General features: G+C 60.8%; 20 protein-coding genes and 1 pseudogene. 8 read left to right on the top strand and 13 right to left on the bottom strand.

Annotated features, from left to right (window positions below):
- Positions 1–179 precede the first annotated feature (179 nt).
- The 9 genes from EPZ47_RS07955 to EPZ47_RS07915 form a co-directional block, all read right to left on the bottom strand.
- Positions 180–1109 (bottom strand): ketoacyl-ACP synthase III, encoded by a 930-nt coding sequence (locus tag EPZ47_RS07955; RefSeq protein ID WP_057448529.1) that lies wholly within the window; start codon positions 1107–1109, stop codon positions 180–182.
- A 301-nt stretch (positions 1110–1410) separates the two neighbouring features.
- Positions 1411–2997 carry a flagellar hook-associated protein 3 gene (locus EPZ47_RS07950; RefSeq protein ID WP_135844282.1) on the bottom strand — a complete coding sequence of 529 codons (1587 nt, stop codon included), beginning with the start codon at positions 2995–2997 and terminating at the stop codon, positions 1411–1413.
- Positions 2998–3010: 13 nt separating this feature from the next.
- On the bottom strand, positions 3011–5026 hold the full coding sequence (gene flgK, locus EPZ47_RS07945) for a flagellar hook-associated protein FlgK (RefSeq protein WP_135844281.1): 2016 nt from the start codon (positions 5024–5026) through the stop codon (positions 3011–3013).
- 10 nt (positions 5027–5036) lie between these two features.
- Positions 5037–6341 (bottom strand): flagellar assembly peptidoglycan hydrolase FlgJ, encoded by a 1305-nt coding sequence (gene flgJ, locus EPZ47_RS07940; protein WP_135844280.1) that lies wholly within the window; start codon positions 6339–6341, stop codon positions 5037–5039.
- A gap of 10 nt (positions 6342–6351) precedes the next feature.
- The gene (locus tag EPZ47_RS07935; protein WP_178084299.1) at positions 6352–7422 is read right to left on the bottom strand and encodes a flagellar basal body P-ring protein FlgI; all 1071 of its coding nucleotides are present in this window, start codon (positions 7420–7422) and stop codon (positions 6352–6354) included.
- A gap of 45 nt (positions 7423–7467) precedes the next feature.
- Entirely contained in the window at positions 7468–8163 is a 696-nt protein-coding gene (gene flgH / locus EPZ47_RS07930) for a flagellar basal body L-ring protein FlgH (RefSeq protein WP_135844278.1), read from the bottom strand.
- Between the two features lie 52 nt (positions 8164–8215).
- Positions 8216–9001, bottom strand: a complete 786-nt coding sequence (flgG, locus tag EPZ47_RS07925) for a flagellar basal-body rod protein FlgG (RefSeq protein WP_135844277.1) — start codon at positions 8999–9001, stop codon at positions 8216–8218.
- A 49-nt stretch (positions 9002–9050) separates the two neighbouring features.
- The gene (locus EPZ47_RS07920; protein ID WP_123342203.1) at positions 9051–9788 is read right to left on the bottom strand and encodes a flagellar basal body rod protein FlgF; all 738 of its coding nucleotides are present in this window, start codon (positions 9786–9788) and stop codon (positions 9051–9053) included.
- A 332-nt stretch (positions 9789–10120) separates the two neighbouring features.
- Entirely contained in the window at positions 10121–11680 is a 1560-nt protein-coding gene (locus tag EPZ47_RS07915; RefSeq protein ID WP_135844276.1) for a sigma-54-dependent transcriptional regulator, read from the bottom strand.
- Positions 11681–11990: 310 nt separating this feature from the next.
- Between EPZ47_RS07915 and phhA the strand changes: the two genes are divergently transcribed.
- The 3 genes from phhA (at position 11991) to EPZ47_RS07900 (ending at position 14425) form a co-directional block, all read left to right on the top strand.
- Positions 11991–12776 carry a phenylalanine 4-monooxygenase gene (gene phhA, locus EPZ47_RS07910; RefSeq protein ID WP_135844275.1) on the top strand — a complete coding sequence of 262 codons (786 nt, stop codon included), beginning with the start codon at positions 11991–11993 and terminating at the stop codon, positions 12774–12776.
- A 99-nt stretch (positions 12777–12875) separates the two neighbouring features.
- Positions 12876–13232, top strand: coding sequence for a 4a-hydroxytetrahydrobiopterin dehydratase (locus tag EPZ47_RS07905; RefSeq protein WP_047737665.1), 357 nt, complete (start codon positions 12876–12878; stop codon positions 13230–13232).
- The gene (locus tag EPZ47_RS07900) at positions 13232–14425 is read left to right on the top strand and encodes an amino acid aminotransferase (RefSeq protein ID WP_135844274.1); all 1194 of its coding nucleotides are present in this window, start codon (positions 13232–13234) and stop codon (positions 14423–14425) included. The genes EPZ47_RS07905 and EPZ47_RS07900 overlap by 1 nt, the downstream gene beginning before the upstream one ends.
- 94 nt (positions 14426–14519) lie before the next feature.
- Here the strand turns inward: EPZ47_RS07900 and EPZ47_RS07895 are convergent, their stop codons facing one another.
- Positions 14520–15083, bottom strand: coding sequence for an NAD(P)H nitroreductase (locus EPZ47_RS07895; protein WP_135844273.1), 564 nt, complete (start codon positions 15081–15083; stop codon positions 14520–14522).
- 163 nt (positions 15084–15246) lie between these two features.
- Between EPZ47_RS07895 and EPZ47_RS07890 the strand changes: the two genes are divergently transcribed.
- Positions 15247–16701 carry a TrkH family potassium uptake protein gene (locus EPZ47_RS07890; protein WP_135844272.1) on the top strand — a complete coding sequence of 485 codons (1455 nt, stop codon included), beginning with the start codon at positions 15247–15249 and terminating at the stop codon, positions 16699–16701.
- Here the strand turns inward: EPZ47_RS07890 and EPZ47_RS07885 are convergent.
- Positions 16658–17708: pseudogene (locus EPZ47_RS07885) on the bottom strand (AraC family transcriptional regulator). The gene EPZ47_RS07890 and the pseudogene EPZ47_RS07885 sit on opposite strands and share 44 nt — an antisense overlap.
- Before the next feature lie 276 nt (positions 17709–17984).
- Between EPZ47_RS07885 and EPZ47_RS07880 the strand changes: the two are divergent.
- The gene (locus EPZ47_RS07880; protein ID WP_135844271.1) at positions 17985–18296 is read left to right on the top strand and encodes an Mpo1-like protein; all 312 of its coding nucleotides are present in this window, start codon (positions 17985–17987) and stop codon (positions 18294–18296) included.
- Between the two features lie 25 nt (positions 18297–18321).
- Positions 18322–18909 (top strand): HD domain-containing protein, encoded by a 588-nt coding sequence (locus tag EPZ47_RS07875; protein ID WP_135844270.1) that lies wholly within the window; start codon positions 18322–18324, stop codon positions 18907–18909.
- A gap of 41 nt (positions 18910–18950) precedes the next feature.
- Here the strand turns inward: EPZ47_RS07875 and EPZ47_RS07870 are convergent, their stop codons facing one another.
- A complete protein-coding gene (locus tag EPZ47_RS07870) occupies positions 18951–19766 on the bottom strand; it encodes a UDP-2,3-diacylglucosamine diphosphatase (protein ID WP_135844269.1) in 816 nt (271 codons plus the stop codon).
- Positions 19767–19900: 134 nt separating this feature from the next.
- Between EPZ47_RS07870 and EPZ47_RS07865 the strand changes: the two genes are divergently transcribed.
- Both EPZ47_RS07865 and EPZ47_RS07860 read left to right on the top strand, forming a co-directional pair.
- Positions 19901–20650: a helix-turn-helix transcriptional regulator gene (locus tag EPZ47_RS07865; RefSeq protein ID WP_135844268.1), complete on the top strand. Its 750-nt coding sequence runs from the start codon at positions 19901–19903 to the stop codon at positions 20648–20650.
- 92 nt (positions 20651–20742) lie between these two features.
- Positions 20743–21636: a DMT family transporter gene (locus EPZ47_RS07860; protein WP_135844267.1), complete on the top strand. Its 894-nt coding sequence runs from the start codon at positions 20743–20745 to the stop codon at positions 21634–21636.
- On the opposite strand, the gene EPZ47_RS07855 is transcribed toward EPZ47_RS07860, so the two are convergent.
- The gene (locus EPZ47_RS07855; RefSeq protein ID WP_135844266.1) at positions 21630–21917 is read right to left on the bottom strand and encodes an Rdx family protein; all 288 of its coding nucleotides are present in this window, start codon (positions 21915–21917) and stop codon (positions 21630–21632) included. The two genes, EPZ47_RS07860 and EPZ47_RS07855, sit on opposite strands and share 7 nt — an antisense overlap.
- Positions 21918–21938: the final 21 nt, after the last annotated feature.

Below are 21938 nucleotides of genomic sequence, written 5' to 3'. Positions count from 1 at the left end.
ACATACTAGTTATCGTCGTCAAGGTGCTTTGCTTGAGGGTTTTTTTGGAAATTTTTAGTGGCAGCTTGCCAGCCCTTTATTTTCAAGGATTTAGAGCTATTCTTTGGCGCCAGAAAAACGCAAAACGCCCGGAAACTTGCGTTACCGGGCGTTTGCCATGCCGATGACGGCCGTAAGGGTCAGCCGCGATAAAGAATCGCCGAGCCCCAGGACAGGCCGACACCAAAGCCACTGATGGCCACGCGCGTCCATTTTGAATCGAACACATGGTTCTGCAACAACAGCGGGATACTCGAGGACACCGTGTTCCCGGTCTCGAGCATGTCCTTGACGAACGTTGCCGAACCGCCCTCATCGAAGCGGCGCGCCACAGCGTCAACAATGGCTGCGCTGCCCTGGTGAATGCAGAAGGCATCGATATCGCCAGCCTGCAGATTCGATTCATCCAGCAACTCATGCAAATGCGCCGGGACTTTCAGCAAGGCAAAGTTGAAGACCTGGCGACCGTTCATGAAGAACACACCGTCGCTGACTTTAAGGTGCGGTGCGCCGGAACCATCAGTACCAAACTTCGACTTGCCCAACTGCCAGATAGCGTTTTCGCCCATCCAGGTCGCAGTGGCAGCATCGCCGAACAGCATGGTGGTGTTGCGGTCTTCCGGATCGACGATCTTGGAGTACGGGTCGGCGGTCACCAGCAGGCCATTTTTCAACCCTGTCGCTTCCATGAAGCCCTTGAGGGCATAGATGCCGTACACGTAGCCGGAACAGCCCAGGGAAATATCGAAAGCGGCGACATGGGTCGGCAAACCCAGCTTGTCCTGGACGATTGCTGCCGTGTGCGGCAAGCCTTCTTCATCGCCGTTCTGGGTGACAACGATCAAGCAGTCGATGGATTCACGCTTGAGTTCAGGACTGGCGGCAAACAGCGCATTGACGGCTTCAACGCACAGATCGGAAGTTTCCTGTTCGGCCCCCTTGCGCGGCAAAAACGCCGAACCAATCTTGCCAAGGATGAAGGTTTCGTCCTTGTCGAACTTTGCACCCTGGGCGTAGTTGTCAACCCCGGCCGCCGGCACGTAACTCGCTATATTTTTTATGCCAATCATTATGGCTTCCCAATAATAAACAGCTGAACACCGCCGCTCGCTGAATCGAGGGCGTCTACAGTCAGGAATTGGCCCCCAGAGGAGGCAACGTCGGGACTCAAACGGCCCCACCACCTTCACCGCCCGCAGACAGGATACAGTGAAGATGCGCGTTTTGACTGACGGGTCACTCAGGGATCGGCGCTTTATTTGATTTTGTGGCTCTGATAATACCTGCCCCGCTTTGCCCTACCTCAAAAAAAACCCAAAAAAAAAGCCAGCCCCCTGTGACAGGGGCTGGCCGTGAGCGGTCAAGACCGACTCAAAGCTTGTTGAACAGGCCCAACTGGGAAATCTTCGAGAACGCCAGTTGCGCCGCTTGCAACATAGTCTGCTGCAAGGTCAGGCGGGTCAGTACTTCAGCCGGATCGGTGTTCTTGATCCCGTTCTGGGTCGAGTCGTTGATCAGGCTGGTGCTTTGGTTCTGGTCGCTTTGCATATCCATCACATTACCCCGGGCACCAATGGCGCCACGAGCCAGGTCGACCTGGTTCTTGGCATTGCCCAGGTTGGCGAGGGACGATGCAATGGTGTCCTCCAGAAAGCGCTGTGCGGTCGGGTTACCCTGGGTTGGCGTTTCAAGCGCCTGACGCAACTGGCTGATGGTGTCGAGCACGTTCTGGGTCTGATGGGTATTGACCGCTATATCAAACTGATCTCCCGCAGCGGGTGCTCCCCCACCGAGGGTAAAGCTGACACCCGCCGCCGTCGCCACACCCGCCGCCACAGTACCGGAGGTGACCGGTGTGCTGGTGTTGGTCAATGGACGGGCGTACAGGTCGAACGTTGTCGGGCTGGTGAACTTCAGGACGGCCCCGCCCTCAGGGAAAAAGCTCTTATAGTCCGCGGCGTTGGTCACCGAGGCCTGACTGAGCACCGCTGTCGACCCATTGCCTGGGGCACGATTGGCGATGAAGCTGTCTGGCTTGGCCGCCAGCTGGAAACTGTGACCGGCGATCACCGCATCAGCACTGGCAGCGTCGGCTGGGTTGTCACCCGCCTGGAAAGTGATGTCCAGTTTAAAAGTCACACCGCGGAAGTCGATATCGGAGCCACCCTCCTTCTTCGGATCAAACACTCCGCCCTGACTGGCCTCGGCAGTCACGTCGTTGCCCAAGGCATCGGTGATCACGAATTGGGTGCTGCTGCTGAACGACAGGGTGTAGGGCTGGCCGCCGCGGAAATTGGCATCGAAACTCGGACCGGAGGTCACCAGGCCTTCCGACAGCGCCACGCGTCCGTCATCGACTGCCGGTGCGGTCATCGTCGTCGAACTGCGACTGGCGTTGATCGCCTGCTCGAAGACTTCCCAGCCGGTATCATTGAGCCCCAGCGACATCGAGTCACCGATCTTCAATTGCAACTGAGTCTGGTCACCCTGGTAGCTGTAGGTACCGTCGCTGTTGCGCACAAAGGGCTCAGTGTTGTTGCTGGCACCCGAGAAAATGAATTTGCCATTGGCATCCTTGCTGTTCATCAGACTCAGCAATTGATCTTCGGATGCACCGAGCTCGGCGGCAATGGACTTTCGGTCGTCGTCGTTCAACGAACCGCCACCGGCACGCACCGTCAGCTCGCTGACTTTCTGCAGCACATTGTTGATGCTGTCCAGGACGGCTTCTTCCTGAGCTTGAGCGGTATTGAGTGCACTGATGTTGCTGGTGTACTGGCCCAGCATGGCTTTTTGCTGATCGAGTTGCAGCAGGCGCGCCGCACCGACCGGATCATCCGCTGCCGTCTCCAGCTTCACGCCGCTGCTGGCCTGCTCGGAGGTCTTGACCAGGTTGTTGAAGTTACGCTGATAGTTGGCAGCCGTCGTCGCATAGTACTGTGCAGTAGAAATACGCATGTTCTACGGCTCCTTAAAGGGCGTTGATCAGTGTGTTGAACGTTTCCTGCGCAGCCTTGATGATCTGCGAGGAAGCCGAATAGTACTGCTGGTACTTGACCAGGTTGCCGGTCTCCTCATCGAGGTCGACGCCCGACAGCGAGTCACGAGAGTTGCGTGCCTGGGTCAGGATGGTACCGGTAGCGGTGGCATCCAACTGGCCTTGCTTGGCCTGGGACCCAACCGACGAAACCAGGCCACCATAGGCATCAGTGAAACTCACACCCGGGCTGGTGGCATTGGCGCCGACCGTGGCCTTGGTTTGCAGACCGAGCAATGCCTGGGCGTTGCGGTTGTCGGTACTGCTGGCCACCGTCATGGAAATATTGAAGCTGTCATCCACAGCGGGGCTGCCGCTGAGGGTCATTGCCACGTTGAATGTCTTGGCAACGCCTCCGCCATCGAGATAAGGCACCGCAATGCTCAGGTCGTTGCTCTGCCCAGGCACGATAGTGCCGGTGCCGATGCTGTTGCCCTTGGCATCGAATGCTTCATAGGCGGTGGCGCTGGTCATGAGCAGGCGAACCGGCATCGAATTCTTGACCGCCGTCTGCACTTCCAGGCGCTGGACCGGATCGTAGATATCCAGGACGGTGCTCAGGGTCGGCTGGCTGACTGCGCCGGTGCCGTCATTGCCCGAGGCCTTGGTGGACGTCAGTGGAGCAGCCGTGGCCAAGGTCTTGGCGTCGGTCATGACGACGTTCATGTCCGCGGCGGAACTGCGGGTCGGGGTAATCTTGAAGGTGTCGCCGGCGTTCACCGGGCCCGCATTGAGGCTCAGGCTGAAGCCGTCAATGACCGGCGCTGGCGCTGCGCCCAGAGTGAAAGCCCCCATGTCGGTGTTATCCGACAAGCGACGCACACTGTAGCCCGTGGCGCTGGTGAAGGTGACCTGGTAATCGCTGGCCGCCAGCTTACTGGTGTCGCTGATGGTGACGTTCAGATTGCCGGACGCAGGGTTGTTGTTGCCATTGGCAATGCTGCGCTGGCTGATAGCGGCAGCACTGTTAATGTCGTTGAACAACGACGCGCCAAAATTACCGTTCTGGTCCAGGCCTTGGCCCAACTGTTTGTTGATCTGATCGGTCACTACCATGGCGATGCGACCCAGGCTGTTGATCGCCGGTGTCAACACCTCCTCGCGATAACGCAACAGGCCACCTATCTGGCCGCCGCTGGTCACGGACGTGATATCGATCGTCGAACTGCCACGCACCATGATCAGCGAGGAGCGAGTAGGGTCATTCTTGTCAGTCGATACTTGCAACGTATTGGCGGTATTGCCGATGACCAGCGGCTGGCCGCTGCCCAGGTAGATATCCATCCTGCCGTCGGTTTCGGTGACCTGCGTGCCCACCAGCGCAGACAGCTGGCGAACAGCCTCGTTGCGCTGGTCCAGCAAATCGTTGGGCATGCCACCCGTCCCCGAACCTGTGGCCTCGCTGATTTTCTGGTTGTAGGCCGCAACAGTCGTGGCCAGTTTATTGACCTGTTCGGCCATCGAACCCAACTGGTCGTTGATGTATGAGCCTTGCTGAGTCAGCTGCTGGGAGATGGCATTGAAGCGGCCACTCAATCCCTGGGCATTGGTCAACAACGCTTGACGCGCAGCGGCGTCGTTGGAGTTGCCCGCCAACGTCTGCAAAGACGCAAAAAATGACTGCAGCGTCTTGGTAACGCCGGTGCCGCTGTCGGACAGCAATTTGTCCACCTGCGAGGCCTGTCCCAGGTAAATCTGCGCGTCATTGTCCAGCGACGTGGAGGTGCGCAGCTGTGCATCGAGGTACGAGCTGTACACCCGCCGCACATCGGCCAGGGTCGTGCCGGTGCCGATGAACACATTGCCGTATTGATTGGATGCCTTGGTAGTCTGCACGGTCTGCTGACGCGAATAACCGGCGGTATCGACGTTGGCAATGTTGTTACCGGTGGTCATCAACGAGGACTGGCTTGCAGACAGCCCCGACATCCCGATATTGAGCAAACTCATGGTTCAGACCTTATAAAGTCGTGGTGGCGCCAGCCGAAGCGTAGTTTTGGTAACTCGTCATCTGCCGGGCTATGTTCGAAATCTTACTGGCGTAGTTAGGGTCGGTGGCGTAACCGGCCTTTTGCAACTCGCGCACAAACTGTTCGGGTTTATCGGCCGACTTCAGCACATCTTGATAGCGACTGTTGCTTTGCAGCAGATTGACCAAGTCATGGAAACTGTCGCGATACGAGGCGTATGAACGGAACTCGGCCGTCTCCTTGACCATCTCGCCATTGCGGAATTCGCTGGTGATCGCCCGGGCCGAATCGCCCTTCCAGTTCTGGCTGGCCTTGATGCCGAACAGGTTGTGGCTGCTGCTGCCATCAGGTTGGCGCATGACCGATTTGCCCCAACCGGTTTCCAGGGCGGCCTGGGCCACCAGGTAACGTGGGTCGACCCCAATGCGGTCCGCCGCTTCCTTGGCCATCGGCAACATGGCATTGACGAATTCGTCGGCATCGCGGAAGGCTTTGCGCGCCGGTGCCAGGGGCGGTTGTGCCACGGAACGACCATAAACCTGCATCCCGCCGCTCGGCTCGGAGGCCTTGAGCGCGGCCAGCCAGTCGCCGTTGGCCAGTTCGCCGGTGGCAGGCTTGGCGGCGGTGATGACGCGATCCGGCAAGACGTTCTGCGCAGGCACATCGGCACTGGTCGCGGCCGAAGGCACCAGGCCGGCGAGCAGGCGGTCCGCCAGTTTCGGTGGCAAGGCCAGGCGGCGCTGGTTGATCAACTCCATGTCGTTGCGGTGAGTCCCCTCGCCCGCCCCTTGCGGCGCGTTCACGGCTCGGGAAGCCCACAACGGACGCTGGCCGTTGGAGCGCGAAAGAGGTCCGTCGGGCAGCGTGCCGGCCGCCACTGGCGTGGGCACCGCCGCCTTGGCGACCTTGTCCTGCGCCTCTTGTTGCTTGGCAGCCGACAAGCCTGCCGCCTCGCCTGGCGCCAGCGGTTTGTTCTTGGACATCTGACGCAGCAGCACATCGGCCAGGCCGATACCACCGCCCTCGCGGGACATCGAAACGGCCAACTGCTGGTCGTACATTTCCTGGTACTGCTTGGCTTCAGCGGTATTGAGCGGATTATCCTTGCCCATCGACTCGGTGGCCGCACGCATGGACTTGAGCATCTCACCGATAAACAGCGACTCGAATTCCTGTGCCACTTTGCGCAGGTTGCCGTCGCTGTTCTTGTCGCCGACCTTGAGCTGGTTCAGGCGATTGAGGTCCGAGTAGGACCCCGAGTCCCCGCTGATCAAAGCGCCCTTGCGCATATCCATGGCCCGGTCCTCAAATCACGATCAGGTCGGCTTGCAACGCGCCGGCCTGCTTCAAGGCTTCGAGGATCGCCATCAAGTCGCCCGGCGCCGCGCCGACCTGGTTCACCGCACGGACGATTTCATCCAGGGTAGTGCCCGGGCCGAACTTGAACATCGGCTTGGCTTCTTGCTCGGCATTGACCCGCGAACGGGGGACCACGGCGGTCTGGCCGTTGGACAACGGACCTGGCTGGCTGACGATCGGGTCTTCGGTGATGGTCACGGTCAGGCTGCCGTGGGTCACGGCGGCTGGAGAAACCTTGACGTTCTGGCCGATCACGATGGTGCCGGTGCGCGAGTTGATGATGACTTTGGCCACGGCCTGGCCCGGATCGACTTCGAGGTTCTCCAGGATCGACAGATAGTCGACCCGCTGGCTCGGATCCAGGGGCGCGGTGACACGAATCGAGCCGCCGTCGATGGCCTGGGCCACACCTGGGCCAAGCATGTCGTTGATCTTGTCGACGATGCGCTTGGCCGTGGTGAAATCGGAGCGGTTGAGGTTCAGGGTCAAGCTGTTGCCCTGGTTGAAACCGCTCGGCACCGCACGCTCCACCGACGCACCGCCAGGGATGCGACCAGCCGACGGAACGTTGACGGTGATCTTCGAGCCGTCGCGCCCCTCAGCATCGAAACCACCCACCACCAGGTTACCCTGGGCGATGGCGTACACGTTGCCGTCGATCCCCTTGAGCGGCGTCAGCAGCAGGGTGCCACCGCGCAGACTCTTGGAGTTACCGATGGACGAAACGGTGATATCCACCTGTTGGCCAGGCTTGGCGAACGCCGGCAGATCGGCACTGATCGACACCGCTGCGACGTTCTTCAACTGTACGTTGCCCGAACCTGCCGGCACCTTGATGCCGAACTGCGACAACATGTTGTTGAAGGTCTGCAGGGTGAACGGGGTCTGGGTGGTCTGGTCACCGGTGCCGTTCAGGCCCACGACCAGACCGTAGCCGATCAACTGGTTGGAACGCACGCCGGAAATGCTGGCGATATCCTTCAGACGCTCGGCTTGAGCGCTAAAGGCTGCCGACATCACCAGGGCACCGATCAACAGCTGTTTAAGATTCAACTGGGCCACCTAGAAAGGGAACTTCGGGCTGAGGAAGAAACGGTCGAACCAGCCCGGCTGACTCGCATCGGCGAAGGCACCGGTACCCGAGTAAGTGATGCGAGCATCGGCCACACGGGTTGACGGAACAGTGTTGTCGGTGGAGATGTCATCGGCCCGGACCATGCCGGCGATGCGCACCAGTTCGTCGCCGGTATTGAGGGTCAGCCACTTCTCGCCCCGCACGGCAATGATGCCGTTGGGCAACACGTCGGCGACGGTCACGGTGATCGAACCGGTCAGGCTGTTGCTCTGGCCTGACTGACTATCGCCCTTGGTGGCCCGGTCGGCGCTGTAACCGGCGCTGAGGCTCAGGTCATTACTGCCGATCGGGTTGTTGGTGGTCAGGCTGGAGCCGAACAACGACGTCAGGCCAACGCTGGTGTCGCTGGTCTTGTCGATCTGCGAGTTGGCATTCTTGCTGGCCTGGGTCCGCTCGTTCAGGGTGATGGTGATGATGTCACCGACCCGGAACGCCTTGCGGTCGCTGTACAGGTTCTGCTCGAAACCGGCCTGGTAGATCGAACCATTGTTGGCGGCGGCCGGCAGCGGCGTGCGCGGCAACACCGGAGCGTAGTACGGGTCATTGGGCTTGGGCGTTGGCCCGACACAGCCCGCGAGCGCGGTGATCCCACTCAGTGCCAGAACAGATACAAAGCGATTCATGACCCTACCTCTTGGTGTTGCAGGCGACCCCGGGCCGCCTCTATAGACGTGATTACAGATTCTGCGTAACGAACGAGAGCATCTGGTCGGCGGTGGAGATCACCTTGGAGTTCATCTCGTAAGCGCGCTGGGTGGTGATCATGTTGACCATCTCCTCCACGGTGCTCACGTTGGACGTTTCCAGGGTGTTCTGCAGCGTGGTACCAAAACCGTTCAGGCCCGGCGTGCCAACTTGCGGCGCGCCACTGGCGGCGGTTTCCAGGAACAGGTTGTTGCCCACCGCTTGCAAGCCGGCCGGGTTGATGAAGTCGGCGGTCTGCAGGTTGCCGATCACTTGGGAGGCCGGGTTGCCCGCCACTGTGATGGACACGGTGCCGTCACGGCCTACGGTGAATGTCTGGGCATCGTTCGGGATGACGATGGCCGGCTCCAGGGCGAAACCGCTGGCGTTGACGATCTGGCCGTTGGAGTCGAGGTGGAACGTACCGTCACGGGTGTAGGACGTGGTGCCGTCCGGCTGCAGGATCTGGAAGAAACCGCGACCGTCGATGGCCATGTCCAGCGGCTGCTCGGTGGTCTGCAGGCTGCCGGCGGTGAAGTTCTTCTGGGTGCCGACAATACGCACACCGGTACCCACTTGCAGGCCCGACGGCAGTTCGCTGTCCTGGGTCGACTGGGCGCCTGGCTGGCGTTTGACCTGGTACAGCAGGTCCTGGAACTCAGCGCGATCACGTTTGAAGCCCGTGGTCGAAACGTTCGCCAGGTTGTTGGAAATGGTCGTCAGGTTGGTGTCCTGGGCGGACAAACCTGTTTTGGCAACCCATAGAGCCGGAAGCATTCGATTCTCCTCGTACGCCTGTTTTTCGGCGCGACGCTGTAATTAATGGTTAGATCTGCAAGACCCGGGCCATGGCCTCGTCGCCTTCTTTGGCGGTGTTCATCATCTTGACGTGAAGCTCGAACTGCTTGGCCAAAGCCAGCACCGAAGTCATCTCATCCACGGCATTGACGTTGCTCGCTTCCTGGAACCCGGACACCAACTGCACGTTGCCATCGATGGGCGCCGGCTGGCCGTCCTTGGTCCGGATCGAACCGTCCAGGCCCTTGGTCATGTTCTTGAGGTCCGGGTTGACCAGCTTGATGCGGTCGACTTCAGCCATCACACGCGGACCTTCGCCCATGGCGCGGATGCTGATGGTGCCGTCCTGGCCGATTTCGATTTTCTGCTCCGGCGGCACGGCGATCGGACCACCGTTGCCCATCACCGGCATGCCGTTGCCGGCCCGCAACACGCCCAGGGCGTCGACGTTGAGGCTGCCGGTGCGCACGTAGCTTTCACCACCATCGGGGTTCTGCACGGCCATCCAGCCCGGCCCGCTGACCGCGACGTCAAGGTCACGACCGGTTTCCACCAGCGCACCCGGGGTGAAGTCAGTGGCAGGACGCTCGGACATGGCAAATGCCCGCGCCGGAAAGCTGTCGCCAAACACCGGCATCGAGCGGGCCTGCTCCAGGTCTTTCTGAAAACCATTGGTGGAGATGTTCGCCAGGTTGTTGGCATGGGCCCGTTGCGCCAGTGCGTTCTGGCTGGCGCCGGTCATTGCCACATAAAGGTACTTGTCCACTGTCGTTCCTCTGCATGCCGGACGTTTGCCGCCCACTGCTGTACTACTGAGCCATAAGCAATTTGCAGACCAACTTTTTTCTGGCGCCCCGCGCGCCGGCAAACAAAGGGTTGGAGGGTTGGGGAAGGGATTTTTGAAATGTGTCGAAGACGAAAAACCGGCGGTGTTGTGCCGCTTACGGCAACGCTTGACCTTGGCAACGGCCACTGTCGTCATCGCGAGCAGGCTCGCTCCCACATTGGATCTCCAGTGCTCCCATGATTTGTGAGCAATCGATCACCTTGTGCGAGCTTGCTCGCGATGAGGCCAGCAAAAACACAATCGATAAATAGCTATGACTCGATTTTACCAACCTCATACTCGCGCAACTTATTGGCAATGGTGGTATGGGAAACCCCCAACCGCTTGCCCAATTGCCGACTGCTGGGGTGTTCGGAGTAAAGCCGCTCCAACACAGCTTTCTCGAAACGCCCGACGATCTCATCCAACCCACCCTCGAGGGAGAAATCACCAAGGGGCTGGCGCACGCCGTAGTCCGGCAAGCGGATGTGCTCGGCCTTCACCGTGCCGCCGTCGCACAGGGAAACGGCCTGGAACAGCACGTTTTCCAACTGCCGGACGTTCCCCGGCCAATGATAGTGACTCAGACGCTCCATCGCCGCTGCGGCCAGCTTCGGCAACGGACAGCCAATCTGGCGACTGGCCTGGTCAAGAAAATGCTCCACCAAAGGCGCCAGGCCATCGAGGCATTCGCGCAACGGCGGGATGTGCAGGGAAAGGACATTCAGGCGGTGGTACAAATCCTGGCGGAATTCACCCCGGGCGCAGAGTTCGGACAAGTCGACCTGGGTCGCGCAGATCACCCTGACATCCAGGTACACCTCTTCATCGCTGCCTACGCGACGGAAGCAACCATCCTGCAGAAAGCGCAGCAATTTCACTTGCAGGCGCGGACTCATTTCCCCTACCCCATCGAGAAACAGCGTCCCTCCCGCGGTCAGCTCAAGCAAGCCGAGCTTGCCTTCGGCCCGGGCACCTTCAAAGGCTCCCGGCCCGTAGCCGAACAGCTCAGTCTCGGCCATGGACTCCGGCAAGCCGGCGCAGTTGAGCGCCATCAACGGTGATTGCCCGCGCGGGCTGGCCAGGTGACAGGCGCGGGCCAGCAATTCCTTGCCGGTGCCGGTTTCACCTTCTATCAATAACGGAGCGTCCAGTGGCGCCATGCGCCGGGCCTCACGAACCACCGCCGCCATCACTTTGGAGCTCTGGAAAATACTGTCGAAGCCACGCAGCTCCTGCTTGCGCACGTTATAGATACGCTCGCCGACCCGGTCGGCCCGGTGCAGCGTCAGTACGGCGCCGGCCATGGCCTCGCTGTCGTCGTGCTCCGATTGCAACGGGGCGATGTCGGCCAGAAACACATCGCCCTTGACCTTGACCCGCAGCCCGTTGATCCGCGACTGGTTGGCACGCACCAGTTCCGGCAAATCGAAATCTTCGGCGTACCGGGACAACGGAATCCCCGGCACCTCGTCCACCCGCACCCCGAGCAATTGTGCCGCCGCCCGGTTGGCCGCGACGATAGAGCCACCCATGTCGATAGACAGCACCGGAAACTCCAAGGCGCCGAGCAACGCATTGAGCTCCATGTGCCGACGCTCGCTGGGCATCAGCCCTACGCGCTTGACGCCAAATACCCCGGCGATGCCTTCGAATTTCGGCCGCAGCGCCTGGAACTGGATGTTGATCAGGTTCGGGCAGTGCAGATAAATCGCATTGCCGTGCTCGCCACCGACTTCCCCTCGGGCGACGTTGATCCCGTACTCCACCAACAGGTTGAGAATGTCCCGCAGGATGCCGATGCGATTCTGGCAATGGACTTTGATGCGCATAAAAAGGCCCGATGTGGATGGAAATTCGCGCTGAGGGACTTGATCCCTCACCACAAGGTTTTTTCTGCGTGCCGACGCAAATAAACGTCAAGATTATGTTACAGCTGTAGGCCCTTTCCCAGCCAAAAATCCCGGCAGCACCGAAGCATCGCTGAATACGTAACGAAAACTTTACGAAATCGCACCCTTATCGCGATACGTGCCCTCGCCTACCCGCTGCACACGCCCCTGCTTCGAGTTATCTCTAATGCATCGCTGGACATAACAACAAACACGCCTTCCCCCTGAGGGAAATCAGCAGGAGAGCAGCATGAAGCAGACGCAGTACGTGGCCCGCGAGCCCGATGCGCAAGGTTTTATCCACTACCCCGCCGAAGAACATGCGGTGTGGAACACGCTGATCACCCGCCAGCTGAAAGTCATCGAGGGCCGTGCGTGCCAGGAATACCTGGACGGCATCGAGAAGCTTGGCCTGCCCCACGATCGCATTCCGCAATTGGGCGAAATCAACAAGGTGCTGGGTGAAACCACGGGCTGGCAAGTCGCTCGGGTGCCGGCGCTGATCCCCTTCCAGACCTTCTTCGAATTGCTCGCCAGCAAGCAGTTTCCGGTGGCGACGTTTATTCGTACCCGTGAAGAGCTGGACTACCTGCAAGAGCCGGACATTTTCCACGAGATATTCGGCCACTGTCCGCTGCTGACCAACCCCTGGTTTGCCGAATTCACCCACACCTACGGCAAGCTCGGCCTACAGGCCTCCAAGGAAGAACGCGTCTACCTGGCCCGCCTGTACTGGATGACCATCGAGTTCGGCCTGGTGCAAACGCCGCAAGGCCGGCGCATCTACGGTGGCGGGATCCTGTCTTCGCCTAGGGAAACCGTTTATTGCCTGTCGGACGAACCGGAGCATCAAGCCTTCGATCCGTTGGAAGCGATGCGCACGCCATACCGCATCGACATCCTGCAGCCGGTGTATTTCGTGCTGCCTGAGCTCAAGCGCCTATTCGACCTGGCCCACGAAGACATCATGGGCATGGTCAAGCGCGGCCGGGAACTGGGATTGCACGCACCGAAATTCCCACCCAAAGCGGCGTGAACCGCCTCTTTTGATCTCAATTGAGTCTGTTGCACAGCGCAGCTTTGCTTTAGCGTGGGTGCATCGACGTTTTTCAAATATTCGATCCAGGAACACACTATGAACACTCTGAACCAAGCCCATTGCGAAGCCTGCCGCGCCGACGCCCCACAAGTCAGCGACGAAGAACTGCCGGTATTGATCAAGCAGATCCCGGACTGGAACATCGAAGTGCGCGACAGCGTGATGCAGCTGGAAAAGGTTTTCCTGTTCAAGAACTTCAAGCATGCCCTGGCGTTCACCAACGCCGTTGGTGAAATCTCCGAGGCCGAAGGTCACCACCCTGGCCTGCTCACCGAGTGGGGTAAAGTCACCGTGACCTGGTGGAGCCACTCCATCAAGGGCCTGCACCGCAACGACTTCATCATGGCCGCTCGCACCGACGAAGTGGCCAAGACCGCCGAGGGCCGCAAATAATGCATTTCGATGCCATCGGCCGGGTGCCCGGCGACCCGATCCTCGGCCTGATGGAGGCCTACGGCGCGGACAGCAATCCGAGCAAGTTCGACCTGGGCGTGGGCGTCTACAAAGACGCTCAGGGCCTGACGCCGATTCTTCAGTCCGTGAAGCAGGCTGAACAGCGGCTGGTGGATCGCCAGACCACCAAGACTTACATCGGCGGTCACGGTGACGCCGCGTTCGGCCAGTTGATCAATGAACTGGTCCTGGGCGCCAACTCGCCGCTGATCACCGCAAGACGCGCCGGCGCCACCCAGACCCCGGGCGGCACCGGAGCCCTGCGCCTGAGTGCCGACTTCATCGCCCAATGCCTGCCGGGGCGTGGCGTCTGGCTGAGCAACCCGACCTGGCCGATCCACGAAACCATCTTCGCCACCGCTGGCGTCAAGGCCAGTCATTACCCCTATGTGGGCGCTGACAATCGCCTTGATTTCGAGGCGATGCTGGCGACCCTGAACCAGGCGCCAAAAGGTGACGTGGTGCTGCTGCACGCCTGCTGCCACAACCCTACCGGCTTCGACCTCTCCCATGAGCAATGGCGCCAGGTGCTGGAGGTGATGCGCAGCCGCGACCTGCTGCCGCTGATCGACTTCGCTTACCAGGGCTTTGGTGATGGGCTGGAGCAGGATGCGTGGGCGGTGCGGCTGTTTGCCGATGCGTTGCCGGAGGTACTGATCACCAGTTCCTGCTCGAAGAACTTCGGCCTGTACCGCGACCGCACCGGGGCGCTGATCGTCTGCGCCCGGGATGCCGAGAAGCTGGTGGACATTCGCAGTCAACTGGCGAATATCGCCCGTAACCTGTGGTCGACGCCGCCGGATCACGGCGCGGCCGTGGTGGCGACAATCCTGGGCAATCCGGAGCTCAAAAGCCTCTGGGCCGACGAAGTGCAGACCATGCGCCTGCGCATCGCTCAGTTACGCAGCGGCCTGCTCGAAGCCCTAGAACCCCACGGTTTGCGCGAGCGTTTCGCGCATATCGGCGCGCAACGCGGGATGTTCTCCTACACCGGCCTGACGCCGGAACAGGTCAAAAGCCTGCGCGAGCGTCACAGCGTCTACATGGTCGGCACGGGCCGGGCCAACGTGGCGGGCATCGACGCCACACGTTTGGATCTGTTGGCTGAGGCAATTGCTGACGTGTGCAAGTAACAGCGCCGTCAGCTGTTGATGTTGTGGCGAGGGAGCAAGCTCCCTCGCCACGATGAATCAAGCCAACCTGAAATGAAGTGCAGTCCCTAAGGGCTTATTGACCGCTCCACTCACTGACAAACTCCGCCGTCTCCACCTTCGCCGCCGTACGCGCCTCTTTCTGCGGTGTGCCCAGGTAAAGGAAACCAATCACCTCTTCCCCGTCTTCAAGGCCAAGTCCCTTGGCGACATGGGGTGAGTACGACAACTCCCCTGTACGCCAGACCCCACCAACACCCTGGGCATAAGCCGCCAGCAGGATTCCATGGGCCGCGCAGCCGGCCGCCAGCAGTTGCTCGGACTTAGGGATTTTGAAGTGTTCCTGCAAGCGGGCGATCACCACCACGACTAGGGGCGCGCGCAACGGGCCATTGAGGGCCTTTTCCACGACGGCCTCGGGGGCCTGCGGGTCATTGAGCCGCGCCGCTTCGGCCAGGAGCTCGCCCATGCGATGACGTGCTTGCCCTTCGACCGTCAGAAAACGCCATGGCCGCAACTGGCCGTGGTCCGGCGCCCGCATCGCAGCGGCGAACATGACCTCGCGCTGTTCCGGCGTGGGCGCCGGGTCGACCAGGCGCGGGACGGAAACACGGTTGAGCAAAGCGTCGAGAGCCTGCATCGGCCACCTCCTGAAAAAATGTCTGGCTATTCTAGAGGCTTGTACGGCGAGTTCGTTAGCGCAAATTCCGCTGCCATAAGGCCAGGCACCACAGGGGCGTCGGTTTACATGCGCCTTGCCACAGGTAGAATGGCGCCCTTCCCTTTCAGCCCGAGCGGACTTCATGGCGTTGCCGACCCTACGGATCATTGGTTTCATCATCGGCATCTTCCTGATCACCCTGGCGATCTTCATGGTCGTGCCCATGGCCACCTTGCTGGTCTTCGAGCGTACCAGCGACCTGCCCTCGTTCCTCTGGTCGAGCATGATCACCTTCGTCGCCGGCCTGGCCCTGGTCCTTCCCGGACGCCCGGAACACGTGCACCTGCGCCCGCGCGACATGTACCTGCTGACCGTCAGCAGTTGGCTGGTGGTGTGTATCTTCGCCGCACTGCCTTTCCTGCTGACCCAGCACATCAGCTACACGGACTCGTTCTTTGAAAGCATGTCGGGGATCACAGCCACCGGCGCCACCGTCCTGAGCGGCCTGGATAACATGTCCCCCGGCATCCTGATGTGGCGCTCGCTGCTCCACTGGCTCGGCGGTATCGGCTTCATCGGCATGGCGGTGGCGATCCTGCCCTTGCTGCGCATTGGTGGCATGCGACTGTTCCAGACCGAGTCGTCGGACCGCTCGGAAAAAGTCATGCCCCGCTCTCACATGGTGGCGCGACTGATCGTGGCGTCCTACGTGGGCATCACCATTCTCGGTACCTTGGCGCTGTGGTGGGCCGGGATGAGCCCGTTCGACGCCATCAACCATTCGATGTCGGCGATCTCCACCGGCGGCTTCTCCACCTCGGACCTGTCCCTGGCCAAATGGACCCAGCCGGCGGTGCACTGGGTCGCCATTGTCATCATGATCCTCGGCAGCCTGCCGTTTGCCCTGTACGTCTCGACGCTGCGAGGCAATCGCCGGGCGCTGATCAAGGACCAGCAGGTCCAGGGTCTGCTCGGGGTACTGCTGGTGACCTGGGTCGTGCTCGGCACCTGGTATTGGGCGACCACCGACCTGCATTGGTTGGACGCCCTGCGGCACGTGGCGCTGAACGTGACGTCGATCGTCACCACCACCGGTTTCGCTCTGGGGGACTACAGCCTATGGGGCAACTTCTCCCTGATGCTGTTCTTCTACCTGGGCTTCGTCGGCGGCTGCTCCGGCTCGACGGCCGGCGGGATCAAGATCTTCCGCTTCCAGGTCGCCTACATCCTGCTGCGGGCCAACCTTAATCAACTGATCCATCCCCGGGCAGTGATCAAGCAGAAGTACAACGGTCACCGCCTCGACGAAGAAATCGTGCGTTCGATCCTCACGTTTTCATTCTTCTTCGCCATCACCATCTGCGTGATCGCCCTGCTGCTGTCGTTACTGGGCGTGGAATGGATGACAGCGCTGACCGGCGCGGCCAGTACCGTGTCCGGTGTCGGCCCGGGGTTGGGAGAGACCATTGGCCCGGCCGGCAACTTTGCGCCGCTGCCGGATGCGGCCAAGTGGATTCTGTCCGGTGGCATGCTGCTGGGCCGGCTGGAGATCATCACGGTGTTCGTGTTGTGTATCCCGGCGTTCTGGCGTCACTGATCCTTTACCAGCCGCGCCCGGTATTCACCGGGCGTGGTATCGAACCAGCGGCGAAAGGCCCGGAAAAAATTGCTCGGGTCGGCAAACCCCAGCAGATAGGCAATTTCCAATAGGGTCATGGTCGGCTGAGCCAGGTACTGCTCGGCCAGTTCGCGGCGGGTGTCTTCGAGCAGACTCTGGAAACTGGTGCCCTCTTCCTGCAAACGCCGCTGCAAAGTGCGCTGGGACAAGTGCAGCGTCTGCGCCACCACGTCACGCTTGGGCTCCCCCTGGGGCAGAAGCCGACACAGTACCTGCCGGGCCTTGTGGGTCACGCGGCTTCCGGAAAAACGCGCCAGGTACTCACCAGCAAACCGGTCGTGCAGCAACGCCATGGCTTCGTTGGCCGTGGGTAATGGTGCTTCCATGTCGGCCCGCTCAAAGATCAGCGCGTCGTAGGGCGCACCGAACATCAGCGGCGCGTGGAAGGCTTGCTGATAAGGTGCCAAGTCTTCGGGTTCGACGCCCTGGAGCAGCACTTTGACCGGGTGCAGGGTGCGTCCGGTCAACCAACTGCACAGGGCCAGCGCACAAGCCAGGGACGCCTCGGCGCTTTGCCGGGTGGGCGGGAGATGGTCGCCATGCACCGTCAGAATCAGCCCGTAGCCCTCCTCCAGCAGGCGAAAACTCAAGTCAGCACTTTCGGCAATGATCCGTTGATAACGCACCAGCCGCTGGAACCCCTCCACCAGCGTGCGGCTGGACATCAAGGCGTAACCGACCACATGGAATGACGCCGGGCGCACCACTTTGCCCATGTTCAGGCCGATGGCCGGGTTGCCCGACAGCTCGACCGCCCGTTGCCAGAGCCGCGTCATCGAATCCTGGGGGAAGCGCGCATCCGGATCGTCCAGCGCATCAAAATCCAGCCCCAATTGCTTGAACAGCACCCGACAATCCAGGCCATCCATTTCCAACGCCTTGACAATCCCCATCGCCCAGCTTGAAGAAGTCGTTCGTTCGTTCATGACGTTTTTACTTGCATGACGAGCCGCAGGGTACGGCTGGATTTGCGAAGGATACAGTGTCCTGTCTGACAAATAATGCCCCTTTTTGGACGAGCGGCTGATGTCGTCAGGCAAGGCGCCGCGACGAGTCATAGCCCGCGCATGACGGCAACAGATGCCGTCCAAAAGGAGCAGTATTTGTAAGACAGGACACTAGAGTGGCGCTGATTGTCACTGGCCGTTGTAAGTGATCCCTCTAAACTCAAATAAAGAACAATAACCAAAGAGCCTGCAGTCTTGGAAAACACCAAACGATTCAATACGTTCGCCGAGTTCTACCCGTATTACCTCAGCGAACACAGCAACAGCACCTGTCGCCGACTGCACTTCGTCGGCACCTCCTTGGTCATTCTTATTTTCGCTCTGGCGCTCGTCATCGGTGGCGGGTGGTGGCTGATCACCTTGCCTGTGGCCGGCTATGGCTTTGCCTGGGTCGGGCATTTCTTCTTTGAAAAGAACCGCCCTGCCACTTTCCAGTATCCGTTCTACAGTTTGCTCGGCGACTTCGTCATGTACCGCGACATGATCCTGGGCAAGGTCGCGTTCTAGTCGCCATACCCTCAAAGGACGATCGATGAGCTCACGCGCACGCTTTACCCACATGCAGGACGGCACTCAAGAAGATTGGGCGGTCATCGCGGCCGACTTCAGCGCCTACGCCCGGCAGTTACCGGGCCGGATCCTGGCACACCTGAAGTTGCTGGACGGCGACTTCGGCGGGTTCCCGGTGGATCGCCTGACCCACTCCCTGCAAACCGCCACCCGTGCCTGGCGTGACGGGCGGGACGAGGAATACGTCATTTGCGCCCTGCTCCACGACATTGGCGATACGCTGGGCTCGTATAACCACCCGGACATTGCCGCAGCGATCCTCAAGCCATTCGTCAGCGCCGAAAACCTGTGGATGGTGGAGAAGCATGGGATTTTCCAGGGCTATTACTTCTTCCATCACCTGGGCATGGACCGGCACCTGCGCGAGCAGTTTTTCGAGCATCCGCAGTACCAGGCGACCATCGACTTTTGTGCGAAGTATGACGCGGCCGCCTTCGATGCCGGGTACGACACTTTGCCGCTGAGTTTCTTCGAGCCGATGCTGGAAAGGGTATTTGCCGCGCCGAAGCAGTCGATTTACAAGGCGGCGATGGCTGACACACCGACCTGACGAACACAAAACTCTCCCTGCACTCGTCAGCGCCTACGGCCTCAGGCAGGTTCGGCGACTTTCAGTGCCTTCAACTGTGCCTCCCGCGCCTGGGCATCCGCCAGTCGATACAACTCGATCGACCCATCCCAATGCTCGATCAACGCGGTGCACGACTCGACCCAATCGCCGCAATTGAGGTACTCCACCTCGCCCACCATGCGCATCTCGGCATGGTGAATATGCCCGCACACCACGCCATGCAGCTCGCGCTTCACACATTCATGGGCGATGGCTTCTTCGAAATCGCTGATGAAGCTGACAGCGGTCTTGACCTTGTGCTTGAGGTACGCCGACAGCGACCAGTAGCCGTAGCCATAGCGGGCCCGCCAATGGTTGAGCCAGCGGTTCAGCGTGAGGGTGAACTCGTAGGCCGAATCGCCGAGGAACGCCAGCCAACGATGGTAACGGGTGATGACGTCGAACTGGTCGCCGTGGATCACCAACAGGTGCCGACCGTCGGCGGTCACGTGCACGGCCTCGTCCACCAACTGGATATTGCCCAGGATCAGCTTCGAATAACGCCGCAGGAATTCATCATGATTGCCGGTGACGTAGATGACCTCGGTGCCACGCTTGCTCATGGTCAGCAAGCGGCGGATCACGTTGGTGTGGGCCTGGGGCCAATACATGCCACCACGCAGCTTCCAGCCGTCGATGATGTCACCTACCAGGTAGATCTTGTCGGCGTGATAGCCCTTGAGGAACTGCGACAAGTGCTCGGCCTGGCAATCCCGGGTGCCCAAGTGCACATCGGAAATCCACAGGGTGCGAACACGCTGTTTGCGGCTGGGTCTGGCGAGCTCGGCGCTGGTCATGGGCAACCCTCTGATCGTTTTCGCCACTGTGCACTTGCGCGGTTAATGGCCCATGACAAACACAAGTCCGTTACATGACAGCGCGAGGCATCACGCCCTCGGTGTATGCTGGCGGCCTGACACGGGAGACCGCGATGAGACCGATCCTCACGCTACGCCATTACAGCCACGACTTGATCGTCCATAGCCATGACCACGCCCAACTGGTGTTCGGGTTGTCCGGCGCGCTGGATTTCGAGGTCGAAGGGCGCGGCAGCCAGGTGGTGCAACAGAGTTTCGTGGTGGTGCCGGCCGGTGCCCATCACGCCTGCGGCAGCCCCCATGGCAGCCGTTGTCTGGTGCTGGATGTGCCCAGCGACGAATGGGTCGGGCAATCCCTGGGGGATCATGCCGAAGCCAGCCGCCGATTGCTCGACGACACCGCTCGCCGGCCTTTGGATGCGGGGCAAAGCCAGTTGGTCAGTTGGCTGGCGGGCAGTCCGATGGAAGACCCACTGATCGCCCAGCAAGGTGCGGTGCTGCTTCTGGCCAGCCTCAACGGCACTCGCCAGAAAACCCTCGGTGGCCGGCGCCTGCCCTACGCTGCGCTGAATGCCCACATCGACCAGCATGCCGCCCATCCATTGCAAGTGGCGGACCTGGCGCAAGTCGCCGGGCTCTCCAGCGCCCGCCTGCACGCACGCTTCGTCGCCGAATGTGGGCAAACCCCGATGGACTACATCCGCAGCCGCCGCCTGCACAAGGCTGTGGCGTTACTGCGCGATTCGGACCTGCCCATCGGTGAAATCGCCCATCGGGTCGGCTACAGCTCCCAGAGTGCCTTCGCCGCCGCGGTGCTGCGTGAATTCGGCAGCTCGCCCGGCAAGCTGCGGCGCCAGCGCTAGCTTCGCGCTAAAAATCGCTAGGATCGCGACAGACAAAAACGGCCGGCAACCGGTTCAATACCCTGACCCGCAACCGTTGAACAAGGACCGCAATGACTCCCCGTACCGCCCTCGGCGCCCTGCACATTGGCGCACTCATGTTTGGCCTGACCGGCGTGTTCGGCAAACTCGCCGCTGCCTCGCCGACGGTCATCGTGTTCGGTCGCGCCTTTTTTGCCGTGCTGGCCCTGGCGTTTTTTGCCCGGTTCGCCAGTAACACCCACTGGCAGAGGCTCCGCGCGCAGGACGGCCGCAGATTGTTGTTGGGCGGGCTGTTGCTCGCCGGGCACTGGGTGAGTTTCTTCATCGCGGTAAAAGTCGCTGGGGTGGCGGTCGCCACGTTGGGCTTTGCCAGCTTCCCGGCCTTCACCGTGCTGCTGGAAGGGCTGATCTTCCGCGAGCGGATCCGCGCCAATGAAATCCTCCTGGTGGTGCTGGTGAGCATCGGCCTGGTATTGGTCACGCCGGACTTCGACCTGGCCAGCGGTGCCACCACTGGCCTGCTGTGGGCCGTGGCCTCGGGACTGCTGTTTTCCCTGTTGTCATTGACCAACCGTGCCGGCTCGGCGCACGTGCCGCCCGTGCAGGCCGCGCTGTGCCAGAACGTGGTGGTCGGGTTGTGCCTGCTGCCGTGGGCAGCGCCACAATTGAGCGACGTTCGCCCCATCGACTGGTTGTGGATCGGCTTGCTCGGCGTGTTCTGCACCGGCCTGGCCCACAGCCTGTTCGTCGCCAGCCTGGCGGTGATCAAAGCGCGCACCGCGGCAGTGGTGTTCACCATGGAGCCGGTCTACGGCATCGCCATGGCCTGGCTGCTGTTCGATGAAAACCCGACGCTGCGCATGCTGTTGGGCGGCGTGGTGATCATCGTTGCGATCATCGTGTCGAGCCAACTGGGCGGTGGCTCAAAGAAACCGAAGGTGGGCGCCCAAGCCCCGTCTCACTGAACCCGGTCGTTATGGCCCAGGTCCCGCTGCGGGTCGATCTGGTCGCGGACCCGCTGCTTGAGGACCTTGGCCTCGGGAAAACCGCCATCGGCCTTGCGCTCCCAGATCTGCGTGCCGTCGCAACTGATGTGGAATACCCCGCCAGTGCCCGGCACCAAAGACACTTTGCCCAAGTCATCACTGAAAGTGCTGAGCAGTTCCTGGGCCAGCCAGGCGGCGCGCAGCAACCATTGGCACTGGGTGCAGTAGGTGATGACGATTTCCGGTTTGTGTTCGGTCATTGCAGGTGGACTCCTGGGTTC

This window comes from Pseudomonas viciae (genome assembly GCF_004786035.1).
GTDB classification, from domain to species: Bacteria; Pseudomonadota; Gammaproteobacteria; order Pseudomonadales; family Pseudomonadaceae; genus Aquipseudomonas; species Aquipseudomonas viciae.
The sequence above is the reverse complement of the archived record's forward strand: the minus strand, read 5'-3'. Positions and strand labels throughout refer to the sequence as shown.